The 24,994-nt window shown below is 44.4% G+C and carries 25 protein-coding genes and 1 pseudogene; 16 read left to right on the plus strand and 10 right to left on the minus strand.

The features are described 5' to 3' along the window. Positions 1 to 142: pseudogene (locus ACEYKX_RS01805) on the plus strand (aspartate aminotransferase family protein); the annotation flags it as partial. A 66-nt stretch (positions 143 to 208) separates the two neighbouring features. Continuing rightward, positions 209 to 886, plus strand: coding sequence for a hypothetical protein (locus ACEYKX_RS01810; protein WP_373767138.1), 678 nt, complete (start codon positions 209 to 211; stop codon positions 884 to 886). Positions 887 to 967: 81 nt separating this feature from the next. Here the strand turns inward: ACEYKX_RS01810 and ftsX are convergent, their stop codons facing one another. Genes ftsX through ftsY form a run of 3 tightly spaced genes read right to left on the minus strand, consistent with a single transcriptional unit; the run spans position 968 to position 4,068 of the window. Next, positions 968 to 1,888, minus strand: coding sequence for a permease-like cell division protein FtsX (gene ftsX, locus ACEYKX_RS01815; RefSeq protein ID WP_373767137.1), 921 nt, complete (start codon positions 1,886 to 1,888; stop codon positions 968 to 970). Between the two features lie 9 nt (positions 1,889 to 1,897). Beyond that, positions 1,898 to 2,554, minus strand: coding sequence for a cell division ATP-binding protein FtsE (gene ftsE / locus ACEYKX_RS01820; protein WP_373767136.1), 657 nt, complete (start codon positions 2,552 to 2,554; stop codon positions 1,898 to 1,900). Beyond that, positions 2,551 to 4,068 (minus strand): signal recognition particle-docking protein FtsY, encoded by a 1,518-nt coding sequence (ftsY, locus tag ACEYKX_RS01825; RefSeq protein ID WP_373767135.1) that lies wholly within the window; start codon positions 4,066 to 4,068, stop codon positions 2,551 to 2,553. The genes ftsE and ftsY overlap by 4 nt, the downstream gene beginning before the upstream one ends. Before the next feature lie 98 nt (positions 4,069 to 4,166). On the opposite strand from ftsY, the gene rsmD reads away from it, so the two are divergent. The 8 genes from rsmD (at position 4,167) to cgtA (ending at position 10,755) form a co-directional block, all read left to right on the plus strand. Then, positions 4,167 to 4,757, plus strand: coding sequence for a 16S rRNA (guanine(966)-N(2))-methyltransferase RsmD (gene rsmD / locus ACEYKX_RS01830; protein WP_373767134.1), 591 nt, complete (start codon positions 4,167 to 4,169; stop codon positions 4,755 to 4,757). A 118-nt stretch (positions 4,758 to 4,875) separates the two neighbouring features. Beyond that, positions 4,876 to 5,670 carry a glucosamine-6-phosphate deaminase gene (nagB, locus tag ACEYKX_RS01835; protein WP_373767133.1) on the plus strand — a complete coding sequence of 265 codons (795 nt, stop codon included), beginning with the start codon at positions 4,876 to 4,878 and terminating at the stop codon, positions 5,668 to 5,670. An 8-nt stretch (positions 5,671 to 5,678) separates the two neighbouring features. Continuing rightward, positions 5,679 to 6,830: an N-acetylglucosamine-6-phosphate deacetylase gene (nagA, locus tag ACEYKX_RS01840; protein WP_373767132.1), complete on the plus strand. Its 1,152-nt coding sequence runs from the start codon at positions 5,679 to 5,681 to the stop codon at positions 6,828 to 6,830. A gap of 193 nt (positions 6,831 to 7,023) precedes the next feature. Beyond that, complete coding sequence (rplU, locus tag ACEYKX_RS01845) at positions 7,024 to 7,335, plus strand: 50S ribosomal protein L21 (protein WP_005711422.1); 312 nt, start codon at positions 7,024 to 7,026, stop codon at positions 7,333 to 7,335. Positions 7,336 to 7,355: 20 nt separating this feature from the next. Next, on the plus strand, positions 7,356 to 7,613 hold the full coding sequence (gene rpmA / locus ACEYKX_RS01850) for a 50S ribosomal protein L27 (RefSeq protein WP_005711421.1): 258 nt from the start codon (positions 7,356 to 7,358) through the stop codon (positions 7,611 to 7,613). A 76-nt stretch (positions 7,614 to 7,689) separates the two neighbouring features. After that, positions 7,690 to 8,619: a DMT family transporter gene (locus tag ACEYKX_RS01855; protein WP_373767131.1), complete on the plus strand. Its 930-nt coding sequence runs from the start codon at positions 7,690 to 7,692 to the stop codon at positions 8,617 to 8,619. A gap of 1 nt (position 8,620) precedes the next feature. After that, entirely contained in the window at positions 8,621 to 9,541 is a 921-nt protein-coding gene (locus ACEYKX_RS01860; protein WP_373767130.1) for a DMT family transporter, read from the plus strand. Between the two features lie 38 nt (positions 9,542 to 9,579). After that, positions 9,580 to 10,755 (plus strand): Obg family GTPase CgtA, encoded by a 1,176-nt coding sequence (gene cgtA, locus ACEYKX_RS01865; RefSeq protein ID WP_021111485.1) that lies wholly within the window; start codon positions 9,580 to 9,582, stop codon positions 10,753 to 10,755. A gap of 61 nt (positions 10,756 to 10,816) precedes the next feature. Here cgtA and ACEYKX_RS01870 read toward each other — a convergent pair whose 3' ends face one another. From ACEYKX_RS01870 to ACEYKX_RS01890, 5 genes are all read right to left on the minus strand, one after another. Then, a complete protein-coding gene (locus tag ACEYKX_RS01870) occupies positions 10,817 to 12,022 on the minus strand; it encodes a prolyl oligopeptidase family serine peptidase (protein ID WP_373767129.1) in 1,206 nt (401 codons plus the stop codon). 9 nt (positions 12,023 to 12,031) lie between these two features. After that, the gene (locus ACEYKX_RS01875) at positions 12,032 to 12,475 is read right to left on the minus strand and encodes a tetratricopeptide repeat protein (protein ID WP_373767128.1); all 444 of its coding nucleotides are present in this window, start codon (positions 12,473 to 12,475) and stop codon (positions 12,032 to 12,034) included. A gap of 67 nt (positions 12,476 to 12,542) precedes the next feature. After that, positions 12,543 to 14,924, minus strand: a complete 2,382-nt coding sequence (locus ACEYKX_RS01880; RefSeq protein WP_373767127.1) for a GDYXXLXY domain-containing protein — start codon at positions 14,922 to 14,924, stop codon at positions 12,543 to 12,545. 33 nt (positions 14,925 to 14,957) lie between these two features. Further along, positions 14,958 to 15,329 carry a CrcB family protein gene (locus ACEYKX_RS01885; RefSeq protein ID WP_373767149.1) on the minus strand — a complete coding sequence of 124 codons (372 nt, stop codon included), beginning with the start codon at positions 15,327 to 15,329 and terminating at the stop codon, positions 14,958 to 14,960. 6 nt (positions 15,330 to 15,335) lie between these two features. Further along, entirely contained in the window at positions 15,336 to 16,400 is a 1,065-nt protein-coding gene (locus tag ACEYKX_RS01890; RefSeq protein WP_373767126.1) for an MFS transporter, read from the minus strand. 270 nt (positions 16,401 to 16,670) lie between these two features. Between ACEYKX_RS01890 and hcp the strand changes: the two genes are divergently transcribed. Together hcp and hcr are read left to right on the plus strand one after the other, a co-directional pair. Continuing rightward, the gene (gene hcp, locus ACEYKX_RS01895; RefSeq protein ID WP_373767125.1) at positions 16,671 to 18,326 is read left to right on the plus strand and encodes a hydroxylamine reductase; all 1,656 of its coding nucleotides are present in this window, start codon (positions 16,671 to 16,673) and stop codon (positions 18,324 to 18,326) included. A gap of 67 nt (positions 18,327 to 18,393) precedes the next feature. After that, positions 18,394 to 19,413, plus strand: coding sequence for an NADH oxidoreductase (hcr, locus tag ACEYKX_RS01900; protein ID WP_373767124.1), 1,020 nt, complete (start codon positions 18,394 to 18,396; stop codon positions 19,411 to 19,413). A 78-nt stretch (positions 19,414 to 19,491) separates the two neighbouring features. On the opposite strand, the gene murJ is transcribed toward hcr, so the two are convergent. After that, on the minus strand, positions 19,492 to 21,063 hold the full coding sequence (murJ, locus tag ACEYKX_RS01905) for a murein biosynthesis integral membrane protein MurJ (RefSeq protein WP_373767123.1): 1,572 nt from the start codon (positions 21,061 to 21,063) through the stop codon (positions 19,492 to 19,494). Between the two features lie 241 nt (positions 21,064 to 21,304). Between murJ and rpsT the strand changes: the two genes are divergently transcribed. Beyond that, entirely contained in the window at positions 21,305 to 21,568 is a 264-nt protein-coding gene (gene rpsT, locus ACEYKX_RS01910; RefSeq protein WP_373767122.1) for a 30S ribosomal protein S20, read from the plus strand. 87 nt (positions 21,569 to 21,655) lie between these two features. Here the strand turns inward: rpsT and ACEYKX_RS01915 are convergent, their stop codons facing one another. Next, positions 21,656 to 22,153 carry a YbhB/YbcL family Raf kinase inhibitor-like protein gene (locus tag ACEYKX_RS01915; RefSeq protein ID WP_373767121.1) on the minus strand — a complete coding sequence of 166 codons (498 nt, stop codon included), beginning with the start codon at positions 22,151 to 22,153 and terminating at the stop codon, positions 21,656 to 21,658. 132 nt (positions 22,154 to 22,285) lie between these two features. Between ACEYKX_RS01915 and menD the strand changes: the two genes are divergently transcribed. Genes menD through ACEYKX_RS01930 form a run of 3 tightly spaced genes read left to right on the plus strand, consistent with a single transcriptional unit; the run spans position 22,286 to position 24,983 of the window. Then, a complete protein-coding gene (gene menD / locus ACEYKX_RS01920) occupies positions 22,286 to 23,992 on the plus strand; it encodes a 2-succinyl-5-enolpyruvyl-6-hydroxy-3-cyclohexene-1-carboxylic-acid synthase (RefSeq protein WP_373767120.1) in 1,707 nt (568 codons plus the stop codon). Continuing rightward, complete coding sequence (gene menH, locus ACEYKX_RS01925) at positions 23,992 to 24,807, plus strand: 2-succinyl-6-hydroxy-2,4-cyclohexadiene-1-carboxylate synthase (RefSeq protein ID WP_373767119.1); 816 nt, start codon at positions 23,992 to 23,994, stop codon at positions 24,805 to 24,807. Before menD ends, menH begins: the two co-directional genes overlap by 1 nt. Beyond that, complete coding sequence (locus ACEYKX_RS01930) at positions 24,753 to 24,983, plus strand: zinc ribbon domain-containing protein (protein ID WP_373767118.1); 231 nt, start codon at positions 24,753 to 24,755, stop codon at positions 24,981 to 24,983. Before menH ends, ACEYKX_RS01930 begins: the two co-directional genes overlap by 55 nt. Positions 24,984 to 24,994 lie beyond the last annotated feature (11 nt).

A 24,994-nucleotide genomic window follows, 5' to 3' on the forward strand; every position in this document is an offset into this window, starting at 1 on the left:
CTTCTTCCATCACATGTTGGCAAAAGGCGTCTACCTCGCGCCGTCCGCCTTTGAAGCCGGTTTTATGTCATTGGCTCACAGCGACCAAGATATTGCCGATACGCTGGCTGCCGCCGACCAGGCCTTTGCCGAAATGAAGTAATACAATACAAGCGGTCGGTTCCGAACATCATTTTGCAATGTGATTCGTTCATGTAAGGAGTGAAAGATGAAATTAACCAAACTGATTAACTTCATGGTGTTATCTGCAAGTATCGGGATGTCGGGCTGTACCGCATGGTTGTGGGCAGGCGGTAACGGTGGGATCGTTTCGGGTTCCGGCGAGATCGTCACCCAAACCAGCGGTCATACCCAAACCATTGCACAAGACAACGTACATGCCTTCGGTAAAAGCCGTGAGCGGCTGGTGATGATGGGGGAACGTTATTGGTATTTTTTAGATGAAAATTCTACGAAACAAATAACACCGATTGTTAACGCCAAATTGTCGAAAGCATTTCATATCCTAAATCGTTGTGCCGACTGCAAAAATACCTTTGTCTTGACGCTTACCGATGAAAAAACGTTCGGGACGGATTTTGTGCTTTTCTATCCGCCGCAAACGTCTCAGGAAGAGAATATTCTCCGTGAGTTAGGGTTTAAAAAGGAAAAACAGGGATACACTGCACAATTTACGGTAAAAGGAAATATCTATAAGGCCTCCGATAACCTCAAACAAGATTACCGCTTTGAAAAGGCGCTGCCGGTCAGGCTTCAACAATATCATGCCGGAAAAACGGAAATCGACGGTGAATTGCTGTTAAGTAAAATTGCCCTCACACCGGTGACATTACTGGGTGATATCATCATCTTACCGTTGTCGCTGTTCTTTATGCCGTTCAACTGATCTACCGGACAACAAGCGGTGCGATCCGATGCGGATTTTGCAAATTTCCGCTCGAATCGCACCGCTTGTATCTATTAAGCTTTACGCCCCGATTTTTTGAATATAGCGGTTGGTGGCAATTTTTGCCGATAACCAGCCGAGAAAAACGCTACTGACGATAATCAAACAGATCTCACTGAGATCAAACCCGTGTAACTCGAATTTGACGGTGAACATATCCGAGACATAACGCACCACGCCGGTAAAGTAACTGATGGTCATCGCACTGAACAACAGCGCCAATACGCTGCCGAAGAAACCGTATACCATTCCCGTATATAAAAACGGACGGGCAATAAAATGATCCGTTGCCCCCAATAACTGCATCACTTCGATCGAGGCGCGACTGTTTGACACATCGGATCGCACGCTGTTGCTAATGACCAAAAATACGGCAATAAACATTAATAAGGTGCAAGTGACCGCCACGCGTGCAATCAGCCGGGTTAATGCCGTTAATTTTTCAAGCCAGCCGTTATCCAAACGGACTTCTTGTACGCCTTTGATTTTCTGTAAACCGTCTCGAAACGCCAACATATTCTCAGGAGAAGTGAAATCCTTTTTCGGCTTTAACATCACCACCGCCGGCAGCGGGTTGTCGTCCAAAATATCCAATGCTTCACCGAAACCGGACCATGTCCGAAATTCATCCAAGCTCTGCTGGCGGGAAATATAATTCAACGACTCGATTTTATCCGCATCGAATTGGCGAATCCGTTCAACCACTGATTGAACATCGTTTTCCGCCAAATTTTTATGCAAATAGACCGTCAATTCAGGTTCCGGATAAAATTCCGATGCTGCCTGACTGGTATTTTTCCACAATAAATAGCTGACCGTCGGAATCGTAAGTGACACGGCGATGACCAAAATCGTCAATAAGGTCCCGAATTTACGTTTAAACAGATCCTGCCGAACCGAGCGTAAAATATAACGGGTTTGTGTATTAAATGAATGTAGCATGATCAATCCTTAAGCCTTAAGATGCCCTTCTTCCAACACCAAGCACGGTTTCGGGCGTTGAGCAATAATATTGGTATCGTGAGTCGCAATCAGTACCGTCGTTCCGGCTTTGTTAAATTCTTCAAAAAGACGGAAAATTTCAAAAGAAAGTTTGTCGTCAAGATTGCCGGTCGGTTCATCCGCCAATAACAACAGCGGACGATGAACAATGGCTCGGGCAATATCCACCCGCTGTTGCTCTCCGCCTGAAAGGTGTAACGGTGAGAAATTTGCTTTATTTTCCAACCCGACGCGTGATAGCGCCAAACGCGCTTCCCGTTCCACCGTCGCCTGATTCAATCCCATGATAATCAGCGGTAAAGCCACGTTATCCAGTACGGAACGATCCGTCAATAAACTGTAGTTTTGATGCACCATCCCGATCTGGCGGCGTAAAAACGGTAACTCATGCTCCGCCAAACGGGTAATATCATGTCCGTTAAACATCACTTGTCCGCCGTTGGCACGTTCAATCCCCATAATCAGCTTAAGTAATGTCGTTTTTCCCGCACCGGAATGACCGGTAATATATGCCATTTCTCCTTTAGGCAAATGAAAGCTAATTCCTTGCAATGCCGGTCTACCGCCACCTTTATAGGCTTTACTGACATTGGTAAATTTGATCATGACTTCTCTTCCTCGTGGGCAAATAATGCCTCAATAAATTCATCCGCATTAAACGGGCGTAAATCATCAATTTTTTCGCCCACACCGATATAACGAATCGGAATATTAAATTGATCAGCAATGGCGAAAATCACCCCGCCTTTTGCCGTGCCGTCGAGTTTGGTTAGGGTAATTCCGGTTAAACCGACCGCTTCATTAAATAATTTCGCTTGACTGATGGCATTCTGCCCCGTACCGGCATCTAACGTCAGCATAATTTCGTGCGGCGCGCTTTCATCATATTTTTTCATCACGCGCACGATCTTTTTCAGTTCGTCCATCAGATTATTTTTATTTTGCAAACGCCCTGCGGTATCGGCAATCAACACATCAATACCTTTTGCCGCCGCCGATTGCATGGCATCGAAAATCACGGAGGCGGAATCGGAACCACTACTTTGTGCGACCACCGGAATGTGATTACGTTCTCCCCAAACTTGAAGTTGTTCTACGGCCGCTGCTCGAAAGGTATCGCCCGCCGCCAACATCACCGACTTGCCTTCCGCTTGGAATTTGCGCGCCAATTTACCGATCGTTGTGGTTTTTCCGACACCGTTTACCCCGACCATTAAAATCACATACGGTTTTTTTTCTTCTAAAACCAACGGCTGAGCCACCGGTTTTAGTACTTCCGCCAGTTCTAATTTTAGTTGTTGATAAAGTAATTCGGCATCACGCAATTGCTGTTTTGTTGCATGCTGCGTCAAATTATTGATGATTTTCGTCGTGGTCGGCATACCTAAATCCGCCATCAATAACTGCTCTTCCAACTCTTCAAACAGATCATCATCGATCTTTTTACCGCGGAAGAAATTGCGGAAACCGGAGCCGATACTTTGCTTGGTTTTAATCAACCCTTTGATTAAACGGCTAAAAAAGCCGCCTTCACTCGGTTTTTCTTGATAAGCTGCTTGTTCGGTTATTTCTTCGACGATCGGTTCGTCCTTTTCCGTTTGAACAAGCGGTTCTTCCGATACGGCGGAGAGGTCAGACGATTTATCGTCGTCATCCGAATCTTCTTTGTCAAACATCTCCTCAAGACGTTCAACTTTTTCTTCAACGGTATCTTCAATCGCCTCCCATTTTGCTTCTGCTACAGCTTTGAGCTCCGCGACTTTTTCTTCCACAAAATCTTCGGCCACATCCAGTTTTTCTTCAATGCGATCTTCGATTTGCTCAACCCATTCGTCAATCCGATCTACCGTCTCTTCAAGACGATCTTGCGCTTGCTCGGCATAGGCTTTGACATCATCGATGTTTTGTTCGACCTTATCGATAACCTCTTGAATCGCCCCTTTTGCTTCCGACTCCAACGTCGGTTTTGCAATTTGTTGCTCGGAACCGACCGCTTGTTGATTCGTTTCGTCCGCTGTCTGCTCGGCTTCCTGCTGAAGAGCCGATGGCGTTTCTTGTTGTTCTTTTTTGCCGAACCCTAACCAAGACCAAAAGCCTTTTTTCTTTTTCTCATCCGTCATTTTTTACACCCGCATAAAATTAAAAAATCCATTTTGCTGAAAAATGGAATAAACTGATGCTAGTTTAGCATTTTTATCGATTATTTTTATTAGCAGGTATGAAAAAAACGCAAATTTCTCTACAAAATCGTCAACAGGGTGAAGTCCGAGTGATTGCCGGATTATGGCGCGGACGAAAACTACCTGTACTGACGGCGGAAGGATTACGCCCGACGACGGATCGGGTGAAAGAAACCGTTTTTAATTGGTTGATGACGGATATTGCCGATTCACGCTGTTTGGATTGTTTTGCGGGCAGTGGCTCACTCGGTATCGAAGCCTTATCCCGCCGAGCGCAAGCGGTCACTTTCCTCGAAAAATTTGCAAATGCCGCCGTTCAATTGAAAAAGAATTTACTCGCCCTAAAAACGGAAAAAGGCACGGTCATACAAACCGACAGTCTGCAATTTTTAGCGCAAAAAAACAGCGGTGAACCGTTCGATATCGTGTTTGTCGATCCGCCTTTTCATCAAGGTTTTGTGCCGCAAGTCCTTGCTCACCTTGCCCAAAACGGCTGGTTGGCTGAAAATGCCCTGATTTATGTTGAAACGGAAAAACATCATATGCCATTAGCGCTCCCTGAAAATTGGCAAATCATCAAAGAAAAGCCAGCCGGACAAGTAATGAGTCGCTTGATTCGCACAAATTAATGCCAAAATTGTGATCTTGTTCAAATTTTAGGTAAATTCATTACAAATGAAGCAAATCTTCCTTTATAATCCAATTTAATGAAGTTTTATTTCAACTTTTGATTTTCTAGGAGGATGTATGCGTTTAGTTCCTTTGGAATGCGCGGAGCAAGTCAGTCAATGGGCTGCTCGTTATATCGTTGATAAAATCAACGCTTTTCAACCGACGGCGGACAGACCGTTCGTACTCGGCTTACCGACCGGCGGTACCCCTCAAAAAACCTATAAAGAGTTAATCAAACTCTACCAAGCGGGGGAAGTCAGCTTTAAACATGTGGTAACGTTTAATATGGATGAATATGTCGGCTTACCTAAGGAACATCCTGAAAGTTACCACACGTTTATGTACGAAAATTTCTTCAACCATGTGGATATCCAGCCGCAAAATATCAATTTATTAAACGGCATGGCGGAAGATGTAGATGCTGAATGCGAACGTTATGAAGAAAAAATCCGTTCTTACGGTAAAATTCATCTGTTTATGGGGGGGGTCGGCGTCGACGGTCACATTGCCTTTAACGAACCGGCTTCATCATTGAGTTCCCGCACCCGCATCAAGACATTGACGGAAGATACGCTGATTGCTAATTCGCGTTTTTTTGATAACGATGTCAATAAAGTGCCGAAGTTCGCCTTAACCGTCGGTGTCGGAACATTACTGGATGCGGAAGAAGTGCTGATTCTTGTCACCGGTTATAATAAAGCATTGGCGTTACAAGCTTGTGTTGAAGGTCCGATCAATCATTTGTGGACAATCAGCGCAATACAATTGCATCGCCGTGCGGTTGTGGTCTGCGATGAACCGGCGACGCAAGAGTTGAAAGTTAAAACCGTCAAATATTTCAAACAATTAGAACAAAATGTTGCTCGTTAGGAGGACAAATGAACCACTATGCATTGACGAACTGCGTGATTTATACCGGTGATGCCGTACTCTATCAACATGCCGTCATTGTCAATCACGATAAAATCGAGGCGATCGTTCATCAACAACAACTCCCGAAAGAACTTCGTCAGATTGACTTGGAAGGCGCAAATCTGTCGGCAGGCTTCATTGATTTGCAACTGAACGGCTGTGGCGGCGTGATGTTTAACGAAGATATCAGTGTCCGCACACTCGAAATTATGCAAGAAGCAAATTTAAAATCAGGCACGACCAGCTATCTGCCGACTTTCATTACCTCCCCGGATGAAGGGATGAAGCAGGCGGTGCAGGTCATGCGAGAATATCTTACCAAACATAAACATCAAGCTCTCGGTTTACATTTAGAAGGTCCTTATTTAAGTGTGGCGAAAAAAGGCGTTCATCGCCCGGAATATATTAGGGAAATCAGTGGAGAGATGTTGACGTTTCTATGCGAAAACCGTGATGTCATTACTAAAATCACGCTTGCGGCTGAAAATCCAACAGCGGATCATATTAAAACATTTGTGGATGCAGGGATCATTGTTTCTCTCGGTCATTCCAACGCAACCTTTACCCAAGCCAAACAACGCATTCAAGAGGGAATCGGCTTCGCCACTCATTTGCACAATGCAATGTCACCAATCAGCTCCGGACGTGACGGCGGTGTAGTCGGTGCCGTATTGGATAGTGATATTTATGCGGGCATTATCGTTGACGGCTTGCACGTCGATTGGAGCAATGTGCGTATTGCCAAAAAAGTGAAAGGCGATAAATTAGTGATCGTGACCGATGCGGTTGCCCCGGCGGGTACAACGGATATGGAATATTTTATCTTCGTCGGTAAAAAGGTACTCTATAAAGACGGCAAATGCATAGACGAGTTCGGCAGCCTTGGCGGTGCGGCAATTACCATGATCGAGTCAATCCGCAACATGATGCAACATACCGATTTGTCGTTAGATGAAGTGATTCGGATGTGTACCCTTTATCCTGCACGAGCCATTCATGTAGACGATCAATTAGGATCGATCGCTCCCGGTAAAATTGCGAATTTAACGGCATTTAATCATCAATTTGAGGTATTAGGTACGGCGGTCAACGGTCATTGGAAGTGGTCACACATTTAATGATCCGATTACCTAGAAAGACCGTTTCAAACGCTTGTTGAGGCGGTCTTTTTCGTTATACCGACAGAAATTCAAATTTTTATCAAATTCTTACTTGCTCTAAATTAACTTTTTGCGTAGAATTGCGCACCTATTTTATATGAATTTAAGGGTGCCAAACGCGCAGCGATAGGCACATATTAGCGGAGTAAATATGTACGCAGTTTTCCAAAGTGGCGGCAAACAACACCGAGTAAGCGAAGGTCAAGTTGTTCGTTTAGAAAAACTTGAAGTAGCGACAGGTGAAAAAGTTGAGTTCGACTCAGTGTTAATGGTCGTTAATGGTGAAGATGTTAAAATCGGTACCCCGGTTGTTGCCGGCGGTAAAGTAGTGGCAGAAGTGGTTGCACACGGTCGTGGCGAAAAAGTTCGCATCGTTAAATTCCGTCGTCGTAAACACAGCCGTAAACAACAAGGTCATCGTCAGTGGTTCACCGAGGTGAAAATCACTGGGATTCAAGCATAATTTCAGAGGAGATCAAGTAGATGGCAACTAAAAAAGCTGGTGGTTCAACTCGTAACGGTCGTGACTCTGAAGCTAAACGCCTTGGTGTTAAACGTTTCGGTGGCGAATCTGTATTAGCAGGTAGCATCATCGTTCGTCAACGTGGTACAAAATTCCACGCAGGTAGCAATGTAGGTATGGGTAAAGACCACACTTTATTCGCAACTGCTGACGGTAAAGTAAAATTTGAAGTTAAAGGCGAGAAAAATCGCAAATATGTCAGCATTATTGCTGAATAATCTTCAAAAGAATAAGATTAAAATGCCCCGCTAATATTTAGCGGGGTTTTTTATTACTCTTGAAATAAGTGGATTTATGTCAAAATCACAGCCTTTACTTGGTTTTCTCTTTGCCCTAACTGCTGTAATGATGTGGGGTATGTTGCCGATTGTGCTACAACAAGTACTGAAATTCATGGATACTCAAACGATTGTTTGGTTTCGCTTTGTTACCGCAATGGCCGGGCTTTTTGTTATTTTATTTTTTGCAAAAAAATTGCCGAAACCGACCGCTTGTTCGCGCCGTGATGTTTGTCTGCTGCTGTTAGGTATATTCGGCTTATCTTGCAATTTTTATTTATTCAATTTAGCGCTAAATCATATTCCGCCGGCGGCAAGTCAAATCATCAGTCCGTTTTCCTCATTAATCATGGCACTTATCGGGGTGTATCTGTTTAAAGAAAGTTTTGGTTTACATCAGAAAATCGGCTTAGCCATTGTACTGATCGGCTTGGGTTTGTTTTTCAATGATCGCCTTGACGATCTTGCGCAGATGAATGAATACGCGTGGGGAATGCTTTCTGCTGTAGGCGCAAGCTTGATTTGGCTTTGTTACAGCATTGCCCAAAAAATGATGCTGTATAAATTCAGCTCACCGCAGATCCTGTTATTTATTTATTTTGGCTGTAGCTTGGTATTCACACCGTTAACGGATTTATCTCAAACGGCAAATCTCACCGCTTTTGCGTGGTTCTGCTTAATCTTTTGCTGTTTGAATACCGTGATTGCTTATGGCAGTTATGCCGAAGCGCTAAATCGTTGGGAAGTGACGAAAGTGAGTGTTATGATGCCACTGATTCCAATCTGCACCATTTTGTTTTCGCACCTGGCATTTTATTTGCATCCGGAACATTTTACTGAGCCGGATTTTAATCACCTGACATATTTCGGCGCTATCGTTGTTGTATTCGGTGCGATGCTTTCCGCCGCCGGGCATAAACTTTTTTATCGACATAAACGGATTTAATATGAAGCCACAACGTCCATTACTTGGATTTTCGTTAGCCTTACTTACGGCAATGACGTGGGGAGCTTTACCGATTGCGGCACAAAAAATCTTGAGCATGATGAATGCTCAAACACTTGTGTGGATTCGCTTTGTGGTAGCAGCAATCGGTTTGTTCTTGATTTTAGGCTTTACAAAAAAATTGCCGAAACCGACCGCTTTCACTCCACGTTTTCTTTGGTTAATCGGATTAGGCGTGGTAGGTTTGTCGCTGAATTTTTTCTTATTTAGCTATGGTTTAAACTTTATTTCACCAACAACCAGTCAAGTATTGTGGCAGCTAGCCCCGTTCACGATGATCTTATGTGGCGTGGTGATTTTTAAAGAACAGTTTGGGCGACATCAGCAAATCGGCTTACTATTGCTTATTGTTGGTTTAATTGCCTTTTTTAATGAGCGTTTCGGGGAAATTTTTCAGTTTGGAACTTATGCTTTTGGGCTTCTTGTCGGAGCAGGTGCTGCAGTTGTTTGGGTGGTTTATGCGATCGCCCAAAAGATGATGTTAGCAAAATTTAGTTCACAGCAGATTTTGCTGATTATTTATACGGGTTGTGCATTGCTGCTTACCCCATTTGCCAGCCGGATAAACATAGATGGATTTGATCCGTTTTTATTGGGTTGTTTCATTTTCTGTTGTTTAAATACCTTGATTGGTTATGGTGCGTATGCCGAAGCATTAAATCACTGGGACGCATCAAAAGTGAGCGTAGTTACGATTTTAGTCCCGATTTTTACGATGGTTTTTTCAAGCATTGGACATTGGGCATTTCCCGATACCTTTGCAAGCCCTGATATGAATTTATTGAGTTATATCGGTGCATTTATTGTGGTGTCCGGCACGATTTTATCGGCGGTCGGGCATAAATTAGTTAAAAGAAAATAAACATTTCCCTTAGGCTGTATAGGGAAATAGGAGAAGATATGAAATTTATTGACGAAGCCCTGATCCGAGTTGAAGCAGGCGATGGTGGTAACGGTTGTGTCAGTTTCCGCCGTGAAAAATTTATTCCGAAAGGCGGCCCTGATGGTGGCGATGGTGGCGATGGTGGCGATGTCTATTTAATCGCTGACGAAAACCTAAATACACTTATTGACTACCGTTTTGAAAAACGGTTTGCCGCAGGTCGTGGTGAAAATGGTCGCAGTGCCGGTTGTACAGGACATCGTGGTAGTGACATCACCCTGCGTGTACCCGTTGGTACTCGTGCGATTGACAACGATACCCAAGAAGTGATTGGCGATTTAACTAAGCACGGAATGAAAATGTTGGTGGCAAAAGGGGGGTATCACGGTTTAGGAAATACTCGCTTTAAGTCATCGGTCAATCGTGCTCCACGTCAGAAAACCAACGGCACACCGGGGGAAAAACGTGATTTACAGTTAGAACTGATGTTACTTGCCGATGTGGGAATGTTAGGTTTGCCGAATGCAGGGAAATCCACCTTTATCCGAGCGGTATCCGCTGCAAAACCGAAAGTCGCAGATTACCCGTTCACCACCCTTGTGCCAAGTTTAGGCGTGGCACGAGTTGGGGCGGATCGTAGCTTTGTGGTGGCAGATATTCCAGGGTTGATTGAAGGTGCGGCTGAAGGTGCAGGCTTGGGGATCCGCTTCCTAAAACACCTAGAGCGTTGCCGAGTACTTATTCACCTTGTCGATATTATGCCGATTGATGAAAGCGATCCTGCACAAAATATCTCTATTATTGAGTCGGAACTTTATCAATACAGCGAAAAATTAGCGGATAAACCGCAATGGCTGGTGTTTAACAAAATCGACACCATTGGCGAAGAAGAAGCGAGAGAAAGAGCCGAAGCGATTGTAGAAGAGATCGGTTGGGAAGGTGATTACTACTTGATTTCTGCCGCCACAGGGCAAAATGTATCCGCTTTAACCCGTGATATTATGGACTTTATCGAAGCAAATCCGCGTGTTGAAGAAGAGGAAAAAGCAAAAGAAGAAGTCGCATTCAAGTGGGACGACTATCATCAACAAGCAATGTTAAACCCGATTACCGAAGACGATTGGGACGACTTAGATGATGACGGTTGGACGGAAGAAGATGATGAGGGTGTAGAATTCATCTATAAACCGTAAGCTTTGACAAGCGGTAAGTTCTTGCAAAAATTTTGCAAAATCTTACCGCTTGTTGTTTCAGTTATTTGCTTTGTGCAAACAACCATTCGCGAATCGCATTAATATTATAGGAAATTTTCCACGTACCGATATGAGCTTGACCGGGGCTGGTTGCATTTATACCATTTACTTGATCCGGCAAGGTTTTAGAGCGTACCGCCATATAATGCACATTGCCTTCTTTGGCTAACAACGCCTTCACTTCCGCATTATGCTCCGCTTCCGTGGCATTACCGTTGGTTAATACCGCTTTTTGCACCACTGCACCGTGTTTAGCTAACACATCTACAATCGCATTTTGCCCCGGGTAAGCTTTCGGATCGTCTTCCGAAACCAAAATAAAGAATTTATTTTTCGCCATCGGTGCGGTTTTTTCCGCCGCCCACTGCCCCGCTACAATATAACTGGCGGCGAAGAAATCCGGGTATTTGATGTTCATCGCAATCGACATCATCGCACCGCCCGACTGCCCTGTGGCATAGAGACGTTTAGTGTCGATGCTGTATTCTTTACTTAACGATTTAATCAAATTAATGGTAGCGTCCAAATCCGCAGGATCGTCTGATTTATCGTTCACAATCACATGATCAAACTGCGGGGCGAGCACAAAAGAAGGGTGTTTTGCCTGCCATTCGGGGCTTGCCCACACGGTCGCCCCGTTGCCCTGCCAAAGAGTATTTTTCACATTGTCGTTGGTTGCGCCTGCATCGTGAATGAACATCACCAACGGATACGATTTTTTCGGATCATAATTTTTCGGCACAAATAAATTGTATTTCACCACCACACCGTTGGCATCTTTAAACTCCAACTGACGAAAGTCATCCGCCACTAAATTGACCGTTTTTTCACTTTGTTTTTCAAAGGTCGGAACGGTTTTGCCTTGTTCGTCTTTTAACGGTACAAGCTGTTTGACGGTCAGCGTGGTATCCCGTTCGACCGACGGCTGGCGGGGCGCCGGCTGTATGGTGACGCCTGAATTCGCATCGTCTGCCGATAATGTTAAGCGAACGCCCGTAGTATCTGCTTGTGCGGAGGTAATGGTTCTCCCTTCAACGGCAAATTGCGACGGTTCTACGTTTACCGGTGCAGCCGTATATTTCAGCTCCACCGCCGTGACTTTCTGACCGGCACCGGTCGGTTCGCTGATTGCCGTAACGGATTGAATATCCGCATAAGCCGTTGAAATACCTGCGAAGAGCAACAAAGATAAGCGTGATTTTTTCATACGTTTTTCCTATTGCATATTAAGGCGCTTGAGCGCTTCACGAGCAGGTTCGCCGACATGATCGGTACGAATTGCAGATTTTTGATACCAACTGACCGCTTGCGTTAAATCTTTGGTTGTGCCGATACCGTTCTCATAAAGATAACCCAGCCAATATTGGCTGGTAATATCGCCTTTTTGGGCTGCAGATTGGAATGCGGCAAAGGCTTTTGCAGAATCTTGTGCGACGCCATAACCGTTGAGATAACTGAGACCGATATAGCGTCCGGCTTTCATATGCCCGAGCGCATCGGCTTGTCGGAAATATGTTAAAGCGTCGGCATAGTGTTGCTGGTTATACGCTGCGATACCTTGATCAAGCATCTGTTTTGCCTGCTCTTTTTGCGCATCTTGCAATGAACTTTGGCAAGCTATCGTTAAAAAACCGACTAATAGGATAAAAAATTTCTGCATAGATTCCTCACCAAGTGGTTATATAACCAATTTTATCGGTCAAATCTTAAGAAAACCTTAACGCTTGTTATAACGGCTTTAATTCCCCGTCTAACAATCTCGCCAGCAAAATTTTTCCGTCTTTAAAACGATATTCGCCGTATTGCGCTTGATTGTAGTAACTCGCTTTGCCTTCCGGAAAGAAAAAAGCATGAGTCGGGAGAGACAAATTCCAATACGTATCAACGTTAATCGGCACATACACCCCTTCGGCACAGCCCGTAAAGGTTTTCGGCGGAGAGAATTCGACTCGACAAAGTACTGCAACACCATTCTCATCCCTTTTCAGTAAAGCATATACCTGAGTGCCGTCCGGTTTTTGCTCCGGCAATGCGCTATAAACTTGTTCGAGCAACGCATAATTCAGCACCATATAATCCCCTTGCATCAAGGAGCGCGGATCTTGAGGCGCCAGTTTCAATACGATGGATTGACCGTTTTTCAACACGTCTTCATTTTGTGTAATCGCAACATTTGCAATGCTTAAAGTGAATATCAACGTTGCAAATGCCGCAAACGGAACTCGTTTTTGGCATGAAGCATTATCTTGCTCACTTTCCGTCTGATCAGGATATTGACGATACAAATATATGACGATAACGGCAAACAGGATTCCCGATGCCAGTAATAAATAAGATTTATATAACAGCGGCAACCATAAAGAATAATAATACAACCCTAATGTCACCATCATTGCCAATAAACTGAATACAAAAAGTGTCGTACTCCGCTTGGTATAGGCCAATAACATTAAGCTAAAGCAGAAAGCCAACAATGGACTACTGATAAACATCAAAGAAAACAGCGAAATCCAAACGGCGATGCTCCAATGAATCGAACGCATTTGCCCTCGATTCAGTAAGAAAAAGAGTACAAGCGGTGAGATTGGCTCAATAAAATGCAAAATAGTGAAAATCGACCAAGGTTCAACAAATAGATTAAACGTCACCAAATGAATGAAATCCACCACCGAATGTATCTCCGGTAAGGCCGCTGCTTCGGTCATGACAATATAATTCAAATGGCGACTAAAACTGAAATAAAGATAAAACAGTAAAAATCCCCAAGCCAAAGGGCGTAAATGAGTATGCTCAACGCTATAAAAAAGGATAAGTGTCACCAGTGGTAACCAATAATAAGCATATTGGCTAAAGAAATAGAAAATAAAGCCCGGCTGCTCCGACTCTTCGATATAGTAGCCGAGCAGACCAAATCCCCCGTTTCCCAAATAGAAAAACAGTAAGACTAAAATTTGTATCACGATAACCGTTCTTAACCATAGCGCCGAATTCATCATATAGACAATAACAGAAGCGCCAATCCCCATCCCCAATACAACCCAATACGATTGCTCTTCATTGGAGAACCAAAAACCAATCCACATCCATAATGCAATTAAAACACAAGCCGCCGCCAAATCCGTATAACTCTCATTGTGTCGAATAACCATTGCAATGCCGAAAGCGATCGCAGACACCACTAATAGAGAGTATTGTTCGGCATTCATCAAAAAGAAAAGGAACAGCAATAACATTACCGTACCTAAAATGGCGAGGAATAAGTATAAAATCTGCAAAGCAAGATGAGAGCGGAGCTGCGGAAAACCGGCAGCTTCTTTTTTGACCCGAACGGCAATAAAAATAATCGCTCCTAAGGTTAACAGCGTACCGAGCATGATTTCGCCGTTCTCCAGCAACCATAAATCCGCCGAGACAATCATCCCCAAGAAATGCAACACCCGGTTGAACAAATCCGCACGTTGTTTTTGATAAAACCGCAATAATGCCAATGATAATATCCAAGTGAGCGGTATCTGTGTCATATGTCCGAGACAAAATCCAATCAGTGTGCCGGCAAGCAACAGATTTTGTACTTTACTGACCACAAACCACGGATCTTGCCACCTGTTTTTGGTGTATTCGATAATACCGAGTATCAGCACATTCACGCCGACGACAAATCCCATATCGATTTGGTGAACAAATTGATAGCGTAATAATGTCAGGTTCAACGTAACCAAAAAAAGCAGCGCCCCGGCAATATTCGGAAAACAGAGCAATAGAGGTAACTGCAACAGTGTCCAAACCGCAAATAATTGCCACGGATCCGCACCGGTTTGATAAATTTGCCCGATCAAGGCGAGCAATGCCCCGATGACAATCAGCGAAACAAAAAGTAACGCACCGCTTGTGAAGACTTTATGCTGCCGGCTTTCTTTTCGATAAATCCCGACAGCAATCAGCGTTATCGTAACCAACAGCGCTTGAACGCCGTAAAGCTTTTGAAATTTGGTCAGCTGTTCCCAATTTGAGGCAATAAACGTTACTACGCCGCTTGAAAACAGCCCCACCGCCAATAATGCGAAAATCAGGCGTAAATATTTTTCCCAAGATTGATTAAAAAGTGTCATGTGTAAGGTCTTATTTTATTTGTAAAAAACGGGTTAAATCCTACCGCTTGTCATCAATTTTATCAATATCACACCGATCACCGTCGCCATAATGCCGACGATATTATGCAGTAGAAAAACACCTATCGTATTCAACCACTTTTCTTGAAGCAGTTTTTCTCCTATCTCCGCTGAAAATGCGGAAAATGTCGTGAAACTGCCGAGAAAACCGGTAATTAATAATAACTTGGAACTTTCTTCTAAATTCAAACCTAGCGCAATACCAATGAGAAAACAGCCAATCACATTCGCCATTAAAGTGCCAAAAGCAAATTGACTGATAAGCGGATTGAGCCATACACCGAGTTGCCAGCGGGAGAGTGCGCCGAGTACCGCACCGAAAGAGATAAGCAGAATTTGTGTCATCATCTGTTACACCAAAAACAGTACAGGAATTAAATTCATCACCATCATCGTCAAAATCGACTGGATCAAGCGGGACGATCCGAAGATAAATCCACGATTTTTACCGTTATCAAATTTCACCAGTAAATTCGCCATTGCCGTTAATGCATACACTTCAAGTAAGGTAAAAATCACCAGATAGATATAGGCAGAAACCAACGAAGCATAATGCAAGGTGATAAACCAAGGCATAACCATACCGACGGCTAAAATCGGGCTGGCGAAAATAAGTTGCTTACGGGTTAAATTGATATGCTTGGAGAAATACGATTGTAGGGCAACGGTCATCAACCCATTGATAAATAACGCAATCGGGATCTGCTCCGGGGCATTGAGTTTATTGTCAAACAGATAAGGAAAAATCACAAAAAACGACATTGCGACACTTAACGGCACAAACAGCATTAAGTGAACAAAAATAAACTCTTTGGTTATGATTTCTCGAATTTGCCCCCAACGAAATTTCACTAAATTGTTCACATTTTCCATTTGATAGAACGGCTTTGCCATAAACACAAATAACACCGCTTCCAAGAGAAAACAGCACCAGATTAACGCATTGATCTGTTCATATTTGATAAAGGGAATAGCGAGCAACGGAGCTGCCATCGACGACATACTGGTGACCCGTAAGAATTTGCCTTGTAAGCGAGTTTTCGCCGCATATTCATCGCCTGCCAATGCAAGTAAGCACGCCCTTGCATTAGTTGCAAACAGACAACTTCCCATACCAAAGCACATTGTCGCCATTAATAACACCGTGTAGCTTTCCGCTGACAAGAAGAAAACATAGGCGATCACATCGAGCATACAGCCGACTAACATCATTTTCGCCAAACCATAGCGGTCGCCTAATACCCCTGCAAAAATCGCAAGGGCTTGGCTACAAAAAAACAGTACCGACAATGAAAATGCGATCTGAGAGTTAGATAAGCCTTTTTGTTGCAGGTAGATAAAAAAGACCGTTTGCATTGAAAAATAAGCAAGGGTCGAAATAAAACGACGAGTGAGTAATAGTTTTTCTAAAGACATGAGATGGATAATGAAGCTGTTTTTTTAGTCTCGGTATAATGACAACATCATACTGCATTTACAGCAAAATTCGCAGCATGAATTACGATACCGATGATTTCACAAGATATATCCGATTTATCGCATTAATTTAGCCTAGATCAAAAGAAGTGGAAGTTTAGTCGACGAACACTTTTAATTCCTACTAAATCACTCTACTATTTGAACGCTTTAAAACCTACTGTTTTAGTGGGGTATTCTTTTTCTTATTTATTTTTTTGGAGTGATTTTATGTACTGCGTTCAATGCGAACAAACCATGGTAACCCCTGTGGGTAACGGTTGTAGTTTTGGTCAAGGGATGTGTGGAAAAACAGCCGAAACCTCAGACCTGCAAGATTTATTAATTGCCACTTTGCACAGCTTATCCGCTTGGGCGTTAAAAGCGCGTGAGCACGGCATCATCAACCACGATGCCGATAACTTTGCACCACGCGCCTTTTTTGCGACATTAACCAATGTCAACTTCGATTCAAACCGTATTGTCGGCTATGCCCAACAAGCGATTAGCTATCGTAACGAATTGATCAAAGCGGTCAGCGAAGTCGAGCCGAATCCAACTCTTGACCATCCGCTAGCTTATATTGAGTTGAAAGGCATTTCTATCGACCAATTAGCCGAACAAGCCAAAGCATTTGCACTCGATACCGACCGTAAAGAAATCGGTGAAGAGGTGCACGGCGTGCGTTTATTAGCTTTATATGGTTTAAAAGGCGCGGCAGCTTACCTTGAACACGCTTATGTATTAGGCAAATTCGACAATGATTTATATGTGGAATATCACGGTTTTATGTCATGGTTAGGTACAAAACCAAGCGATTTAAACGAATTGCTCGAAAAATCCCTTGCGATTGGTGCGATGAACTTCAAAGTGATGGCAATGTTAGACGCAGGCGAAACGGAAACGTTCGGCAACCCTGTACCAGCCAACGTCAACATCCGTCCTGTGAAAGGGAAATGTATCCTCATTTCCGGTCACGATCTAAAAGACTTAAAAGAGCTACTCGAACAAACCGAAGGCAAAGGCATTAATGTTTATACCCACGGTGAAATGTTGCCGGCGCACGGCTACCCGGAACTCAAAAAATACAAACATCTTGTCGGCAATTACGGCTCAGGCTGGCAAAATCAGCAAAAAGAGTTCGCACGCTTCCCAGGGGCAATTGTGATGACCTCAAACTGTTTAATCGACCCGAATGTGGGCGATTACGCCGATCGTATCTTCACTTGTAACATTGTTGGTTGGCCGGGTGTGGTGCATTTAGAAAAACACAACTTTGCACCGGTTATCGAAAAAGCATTGGCATGTGAAGGCTTCCCATATAGCGAGTTAGAACACTACATCACCGTTGGTTTCGGTCGCAAAACCTTAGTCGATGCTTCTGATGCGGTCATTGATTTAGTCAAAGCCGGTAAACTCAGCCACGTTTTTGTGATCGGCGGCTGTGACGGTGATAAGGAAGAGCGCCACTACTACACTGAATTGGCTTACGCTTTGCCAAAAGATACCGCGGTTCTCACCCTCGGCTGTGGCAAATACCGTTTCAATAAATTGGATTTCGGCACCATTGACGGCGGATTACCTCGCCTGTTAGATGCGGGTCAATGTAATGACACCTACTCTGCAATTATGTTAGCCGTTACGCTCTCACAAAAACTCGGTATCGGTTTAAATGAATTGCCACTTTCTATCGTGCTTTCTTGGTTCGAACAAAAAGCCATTATCGTGTTATTAACCCTGTTAGCCTTAGGCGTAAAAAATGTCTACTCCGGTCCGAGCAAACCGGCTTTCTTAAACGATAACGTGATGGCGTTATTACATGAGAAATTCGGCTTAAGCGGTTTAACCACACCGGAACAAGATTTCGGACACATTATCAACAAATAGTCGCAAGTAAGCGGTTGGATTTTGCAAAAAATTTACCGAATCCGACCGCTTGTCAGAGGAATAAAAAATGGCAAATACCAATAAAAATCCGTTATGTATCAATGAACTACAAGTGCATTCTATCGTTAAAGAAGCGCCTCACGTCACCACATTGAACTTTATCGCACAGGACTTCTATCCATACGAAGCAGGGCAATATGCGTTAGTCAGCATTAAAAACACCCCGCACATTACCCGTGCCTATTCGCTGTCATCCACCCCGGGCGAAAGCCGCTTCGTATCCATTACCGTGCGTGAAATTGAGGGGGGTGTCGGTTCAACCTGGTTAAACCACAACGTTAAAGTTGGTGATCAAGTCTGGTTTTCTAACCCAATGGGCGAGTTTTCATGCCAACAAATTTGGGCTGATAACTACTTATTGGTCGGCGCAGGTAGCGGCGTAACTCCAATTATGTCAATGGCACGTTGGTTGCTCGCCAACCGTCCTGAAGTCAATGTAACGGTCATTCACTCGGTACACTCGCCTGAAGACGTCATTTTCAAACAAGAGTGGGCAGCATTAAAAGCGAAATACCCGAAACTGAATCTCGTGATCAACGCATCCGTTGATGCCACCGAAGGCTTTGCAAGCGGTCGAATTTCCACAGAAATTGTCAAAAATGCCGTACCGAATATCGCCGATTACACCGTAATGACTTGCGGCCCTGAAGCCTATATGAATGCGCTGAAAGAGATCGTTCTGTCACTCGGCGGCTTGGAAGAGCGTTTCTTTACTGAAGCCTTCTTCAACACGGCATTAGCCGGCGAAATCAGTAGCGACAAGAAAACCACGCTCACGATCAACGGCGTGTCACAAATCAAAGCAGAAGTGCCGGTCGGCATGACATTATTAGCTGCGCTAGAAGCGCAAGAGCAACCTGTGGTTTCAGGCTGTCGCACCGGTTTATGCGGTTTATGCAAAACCAAAGTGACGGGCGGGAAATATGACGTGGTGAATACCGGCGATTTAACCGAAGACGAGATCGCACAAGGTTACGTGCTGGCGTGTAGTTGCCGAGTGAAAGAAAACGTCTCTGTGACCCTCTAACCCCAATAAACAAGCGGTGACTTTTCCGCCGAATTTTGCAAAATTCCGTGAAAAAGTCACCGCTTGTATTTTATCGTTTTACGCCGAGCGCAAATCTTTCGGGCGGATGCCGAGGGCAATCAATGAGGCAAAATAACTGATCGCCGCCAATATAATCAACCATGCCAACCAATGCACTTTCGCCCAAAAGTGTAGGCTTGCCCAACCGTTCAAATCCGGTGAAAAATAAGAGACTAGCGCTCCCATAATACAAGCGGAAATCAGCAGTTTCAGGGTAAATATCGCCGTTTTCAGCGTCACATGATAAATCCCTTTTTGCGCCAAACCGCGATAAAGCAAACCGGCATTGACGGCGGCGGATAGCGCCGAAGCCATCGCCAAACCTAAAAAGCCGAACGGAATCGCCAACACGCCGAAACAGATATTACTGACTGCCGCAATCATCCCAATCTTGACCGGCGTTTTGGTATTTTGGTGAGCGTAAAAACCATTGGCGAGAATGTTGATCAACATATAGCTAATCAAACCAAAGCACATGACAAATAACGCTTGAGAAGAGGCGATCACATCCGTCAGTTGGAATTTGCCGTGCATAAACATGGTTATCATCATCGGCTGAGCCAACACCATCATGCCTATCATAGCGGGTACACCGAGCAACAACACCATTCTCACGCCCCAATCCATTGTCTGCTCAAAACGGACTTTACGCTGATCGTGTTCAAGATCTTTTTGTTTCGCAATACGGGACAAACTCGGCAAAATCACCGTCGAAATCGCAATACCGAACAGTCCTAGCGGAAACTCAATTAAACGGTCGGCATAATAGAGCCAGCTGATCGACCCGGTAATCAGAAAGCTGGCAATCACTTGGTTTAGCAACAAATTCAGTTGGGTGACCGACACCCCGAACAAGGCGGGAATCATCAGGTTACGCACCTTCTTCACGCCTTCATCGTGCCACGCCCATTTGGGTTTCACCAACATGCCTTCTTTTTTCATAAACGGGATTTGAAATAAGAACTGCAACAATCCGCCTAAAAAAACGCCCCACGCAAGCGCCGTATCGGGCGAATCAAAATACGGCGAGGCGAAAATCGCCACCGCAATAATCGCCACATTCAGCAACACCGGAGAAAACGCCATCACGCCGAATTTGCCGATGGAATTTAAAATTGCCCCGGATAACGCAACAAACGTGATAAACCATAAATAAGGAAAGGTAATTCTGAGCAACAACGAGGCTTGTGTGAATTTTTCCGCATTCGGACCGTCATTCAGCCAATCTAAAAACCAACCCGTTCCGAATAATGCGGCAATCACCGGTGACGCTAACATTGCCACTAGCGTTACGATCGTCACTAAGCCACCGAGCGTTCCGGAAACTTTGGCGATAAATTCGCGGGTTTTGTCGGGATCGTTATCGGCGTTATATTCCGCTAATACCGGAACAAAGGCTTTGGAAAATGCGCCTTCGGCAAATAAGCGGCGAAGAAAATTAGGAATACGGTTGGCGAATAAAAATACATCGGCGGCAACGCCCGCACCGAGTAAGTTCGCGACAACGACATCTCGAATTAAACCGAGTATGCGAGAAATCAATGTCATACCACTGACAATCATGCCGGATTTTAATAATTTCTTGCTCACAATCTGCTCTCTTTGTCTTCTTAAAAAATTGATCGGGATTTTAGCAGTTTGTTATAGGAAAATCAGAAAAAAACTGTTAAAATCCGCCCCTATCTTTTACTCAAGAACACTTCTTGTGTGAAACGATGTTATTTTCAAGCCCGTGTCTCGTTGAAAATGAATCTTTTAAACTATCGATAGCACATAAAACGTTGTTTTATGTTTTTTTTATTTTTACACAGATTTCTTTAGGAGTTTGACCTTGGCTAATATCAAGTCAGCACAAAAACGCGCGATTCAATCTGAAAAACGTCGCCAACACAACGCAAGCCAACGCTCAATGATGCGTACCTTCATCAAAAAAGTATACGCAGCCGTAGCAACCGGCGATAAAGCCGCTTCGGAAGCCGCTTTCGTTGAAATGCAAAAAGTTGTAGATCGTATGGCATCTAAAGGCCTTATCCATGCGAATAAAGCAGCTAACCACAAATCTAAATTAAGCGCGCAAATCAAAAAATTAGCGTAATGCCTTTGTTTAGAAATTTGCAAATTTCTGTTAAAAACCGACCGCTTGTAGGTCGGTTTTTTTATTTATTCACTGCCGTACGAATGGCTATACATCGTACGTTCCCATCACGGAAGCTTGTGCCAAAACGTGTCCTTGCATGGCGAAATGTAATTCATTAAACCGAAAACCCGGCGCTAAATTCAATTTGGTATCCAGTGCATACACGATTAACTCGTAACGGTGTAAACAATTTGGCGGTGCCATGCCGCCATAAGAAGAAGCCTCTGTGATATCGAATTTTCCCAACACGCTTGCCCAACTGTTTGCACCTTGAACATAGTCAGTTGCCTGCAAACTCTCGTTTTCCGCAATGTGCGTTCGCTCTAAATCGGCAATCAGCCAGTGAATCCATACAAATCCGCTTGCGGTAATGGCGTCCTTATCTTCCAATACCACGGCAAATGATTTCGTGCCTGCCGGCGCATTTTGAATGTCAAACGGGATAGAATACGTCGGCATGCCGTTCGGACTGAATTGTGCGCCCCGTTTACCGTATTTGTCTTCAAATGCACCGTTTTTGATGGCTGAACTGGTAACGATCATAGTGACTCCTTGTTGAGATAATGAAGATTCGTGTAAATAATACCGAACAAGCGGTTAAATTCCCTCAATTTTTTACAAAATTTTGATACAATCCTTCCATTTACAGTTTATATAACATTAAGAGACCGAATAATGAACACAAGTACTTTTAACCGTTGTTGGTCACGTGTTGTTTTACATGCATTATTGCGTTATGGCGTTAAACACATTTGTATTGCACCGGGTTCACGTTCGACCCCGCTGACACTTGAAGCTTTATTTCTTCAAAATCAAAACCACGTTGAATGTCACAGTCATTTCGATGAACGCGGTTTGGGCTTTTTCGCATTGGGGCTGGCTAAAGCGACCAACGATCCCGTTGCGATTATCGTCACCTCCGGTACTGCCGTCGCCAATTTATATCCCGCAGTGATTGAAGCAAGTTTGACGCATCATAAATTGATCGTCCTTTCCGCCGATCGTCCGCCGGAGTTAATCGGTTGCGGAGCAAACCAAGCCATTCAACAGCCGCATATTTTCGGCGATTATCCGATTGCCGCGATCAACCTGCCGAAACCGACTGTGGATTTCAGTGCAAATTGGTTGGTCGCAACGATTGAACAAGCCTGTACCAAACAGCAGCAACAAGGCGGCGTGGTGCATATTAATGCGCCGTTTGCCGAACCGCTGTACGAGGCTGATGAGCAGGCGATTGCAGCGGATCCGTGGCTGACACCGATTCAACGCTGGCTGAATCAATCAAAAACAAAATGGATCGATCAACAAGCCACCCAGCAAGATGTATTGATGCATGAAAATTGGGATTATTGGCGTACCAAACGCGGTGTGGTGATTGTCGGTAAATTGCCGCTTGAACAAGGTATGGGGCTGAAATTATGGGCGGATACCTTGGGCTGGTGTTTAATCAATGACGTACAGTCCGGTATCGAGGCAAGTTTGCCTTACGCCGATGTATGGTTGTCGAATAAAACCGTCGAACAACGCTTATTGCAAGCGGATATCGTCATTCAATTCGGCTCACAGTTGGTCAGTAAACGGGTTAATCAATTTTTAGCCGCATTCAAGGGTGAATTTTGGTTGGTGGACGACTCGCAAGATTATTTGAATCAATATGCTCACCAACAAACCCGTTTCGTGGCGAAAGCACACCATTTTACCCGTGTTCACCCGCCGTTACGTCAAAAACCTTGGTTGCTTGAACCGCTGGCACTGTCCCAATTCTGTGCGACCTTCATTGAACAACAGGTGGGCGGAAATCTCAATGAAGCGTCATTGGCACATCATATTGAGCGCGTACTGCCGGCAAACGGCAACCTCTTCTTAGGTAACAGCTTATTTGTGCGTTTAGTCGATGCGCTTTGCAAATTGCCGGAAGGCTATCCGGTTTATACCAATCGCGGAGCGAGCGGTATTGACGGCTTAATCGCCACGATTGCCGGTATCGCCAAAGGTAACGGCTTACCGACTGTCGGGGTGATCGGAGATATCTCCAGCTTGCACGATCTCAATTCGATTTCGCTGCTACGTCAAATTACTCAACCGACCATTTTATTTATCATTAATAATAACGGCGGCGCTATTTTTGATATGTTACCGATCGACGCGCAAGCAAAAGAGAAATTCTATCGTTTGTCGCATAATTTGGAGTTTTCACAAATTGCCACGATGTTCGGCTTAGAGTATTTGCGACCTTATACTTGGGCGGATCTCAGTACGAAATTAAAACAAGCTTATGTCCGCAAAGGGGTCACGATTGTCGAAATTAAAGTCAACGATCAAGAAGGCAGCGCACTGTATAAGACGCTCATCGAACAAATCTCACGCGCCTCGATCGACTAATGTTGGCACATCAATGGTACGGTTCTTCCGGTATGCCCGTTGTTTTTCTGCACGGGCTGCTCGGTTCGCAAGAAGATTGGGCGGACATCATTGCTCTTTTGCAAAATTCTCCGCAAATCCGATCGCTTGTGATCGACCTGCCTTTTCACGGCAAGAGCGGACACATTGCCTGCCGTGATTTTCATGAAATGCGCAACCTGCTGCATTCCACACTCACGGCATTGCTACCGCCTCAGCCGTTCTTACTTGTCGGTTATTCGTTGGGCGGAAGAATCGCGTTGGATTATACCTTGAATATGCCAAACCGCTATTTGTGCCATACGGTTTTGGAAGGCGCCCATGTCGGCTTGAATGATGAGAATGAACGGGAAAACCGTCGTATTCATGATGCGGCTTGGGCAAGCCGCTTTCGCCACGAACCGATGAAAGACGTTTTAACCGCATGGTATCAGCAACCGGTTTTTGCTGCGTTGGACGATCACAAGCGGTCCGTTTTAATCGAAAAAAAGCAAAAAAACAACGGAAAACGGATTGCGCAAATGTTAGAGGCGACCGGCTTGGCAAACCAACCTTTTTACGGCAAGCATAATTTATCGCAATGTACTTTTTTGATCGGTGAACATGATCGAAAATTTCGTCACATGGCGGAAACATACCGTTTGCCTTATCAACTGATTTGTCATGCCGGGCACAACGCCCATTTTGAAAACCCGGCACAGTTTGTCAAACAACTTCTCAACATCATCAACAAGGAATACTCATGGCTTTACACCGTTGCCCGGAATGTCGTAAAAAAATCAGCGACAGTGCGATAACGTGTCCGCATTGCGGATTTTCGTTTAACGAGGCGGATTTAGAAAGGTATAAACAAAAATTGGAACAACGCCGCTTACATAATCAGGAAATCAACCGAAAAAGTGCCAAACTGCATCTCATTTGGCTGGTCGTGTTTATCATCGTGATCGGCATTGCCGGCTGGTGGCAATCCTAAAAGCAAAACGG

It is taken from the genome of Glaesserella sp. (assembly GCF_041817755.1).
GTDB lineage: Bacteria > Pseudomonadota > Gammaproteobacteria > Enterobacterales > Pasteurellaceae > Glaesserella.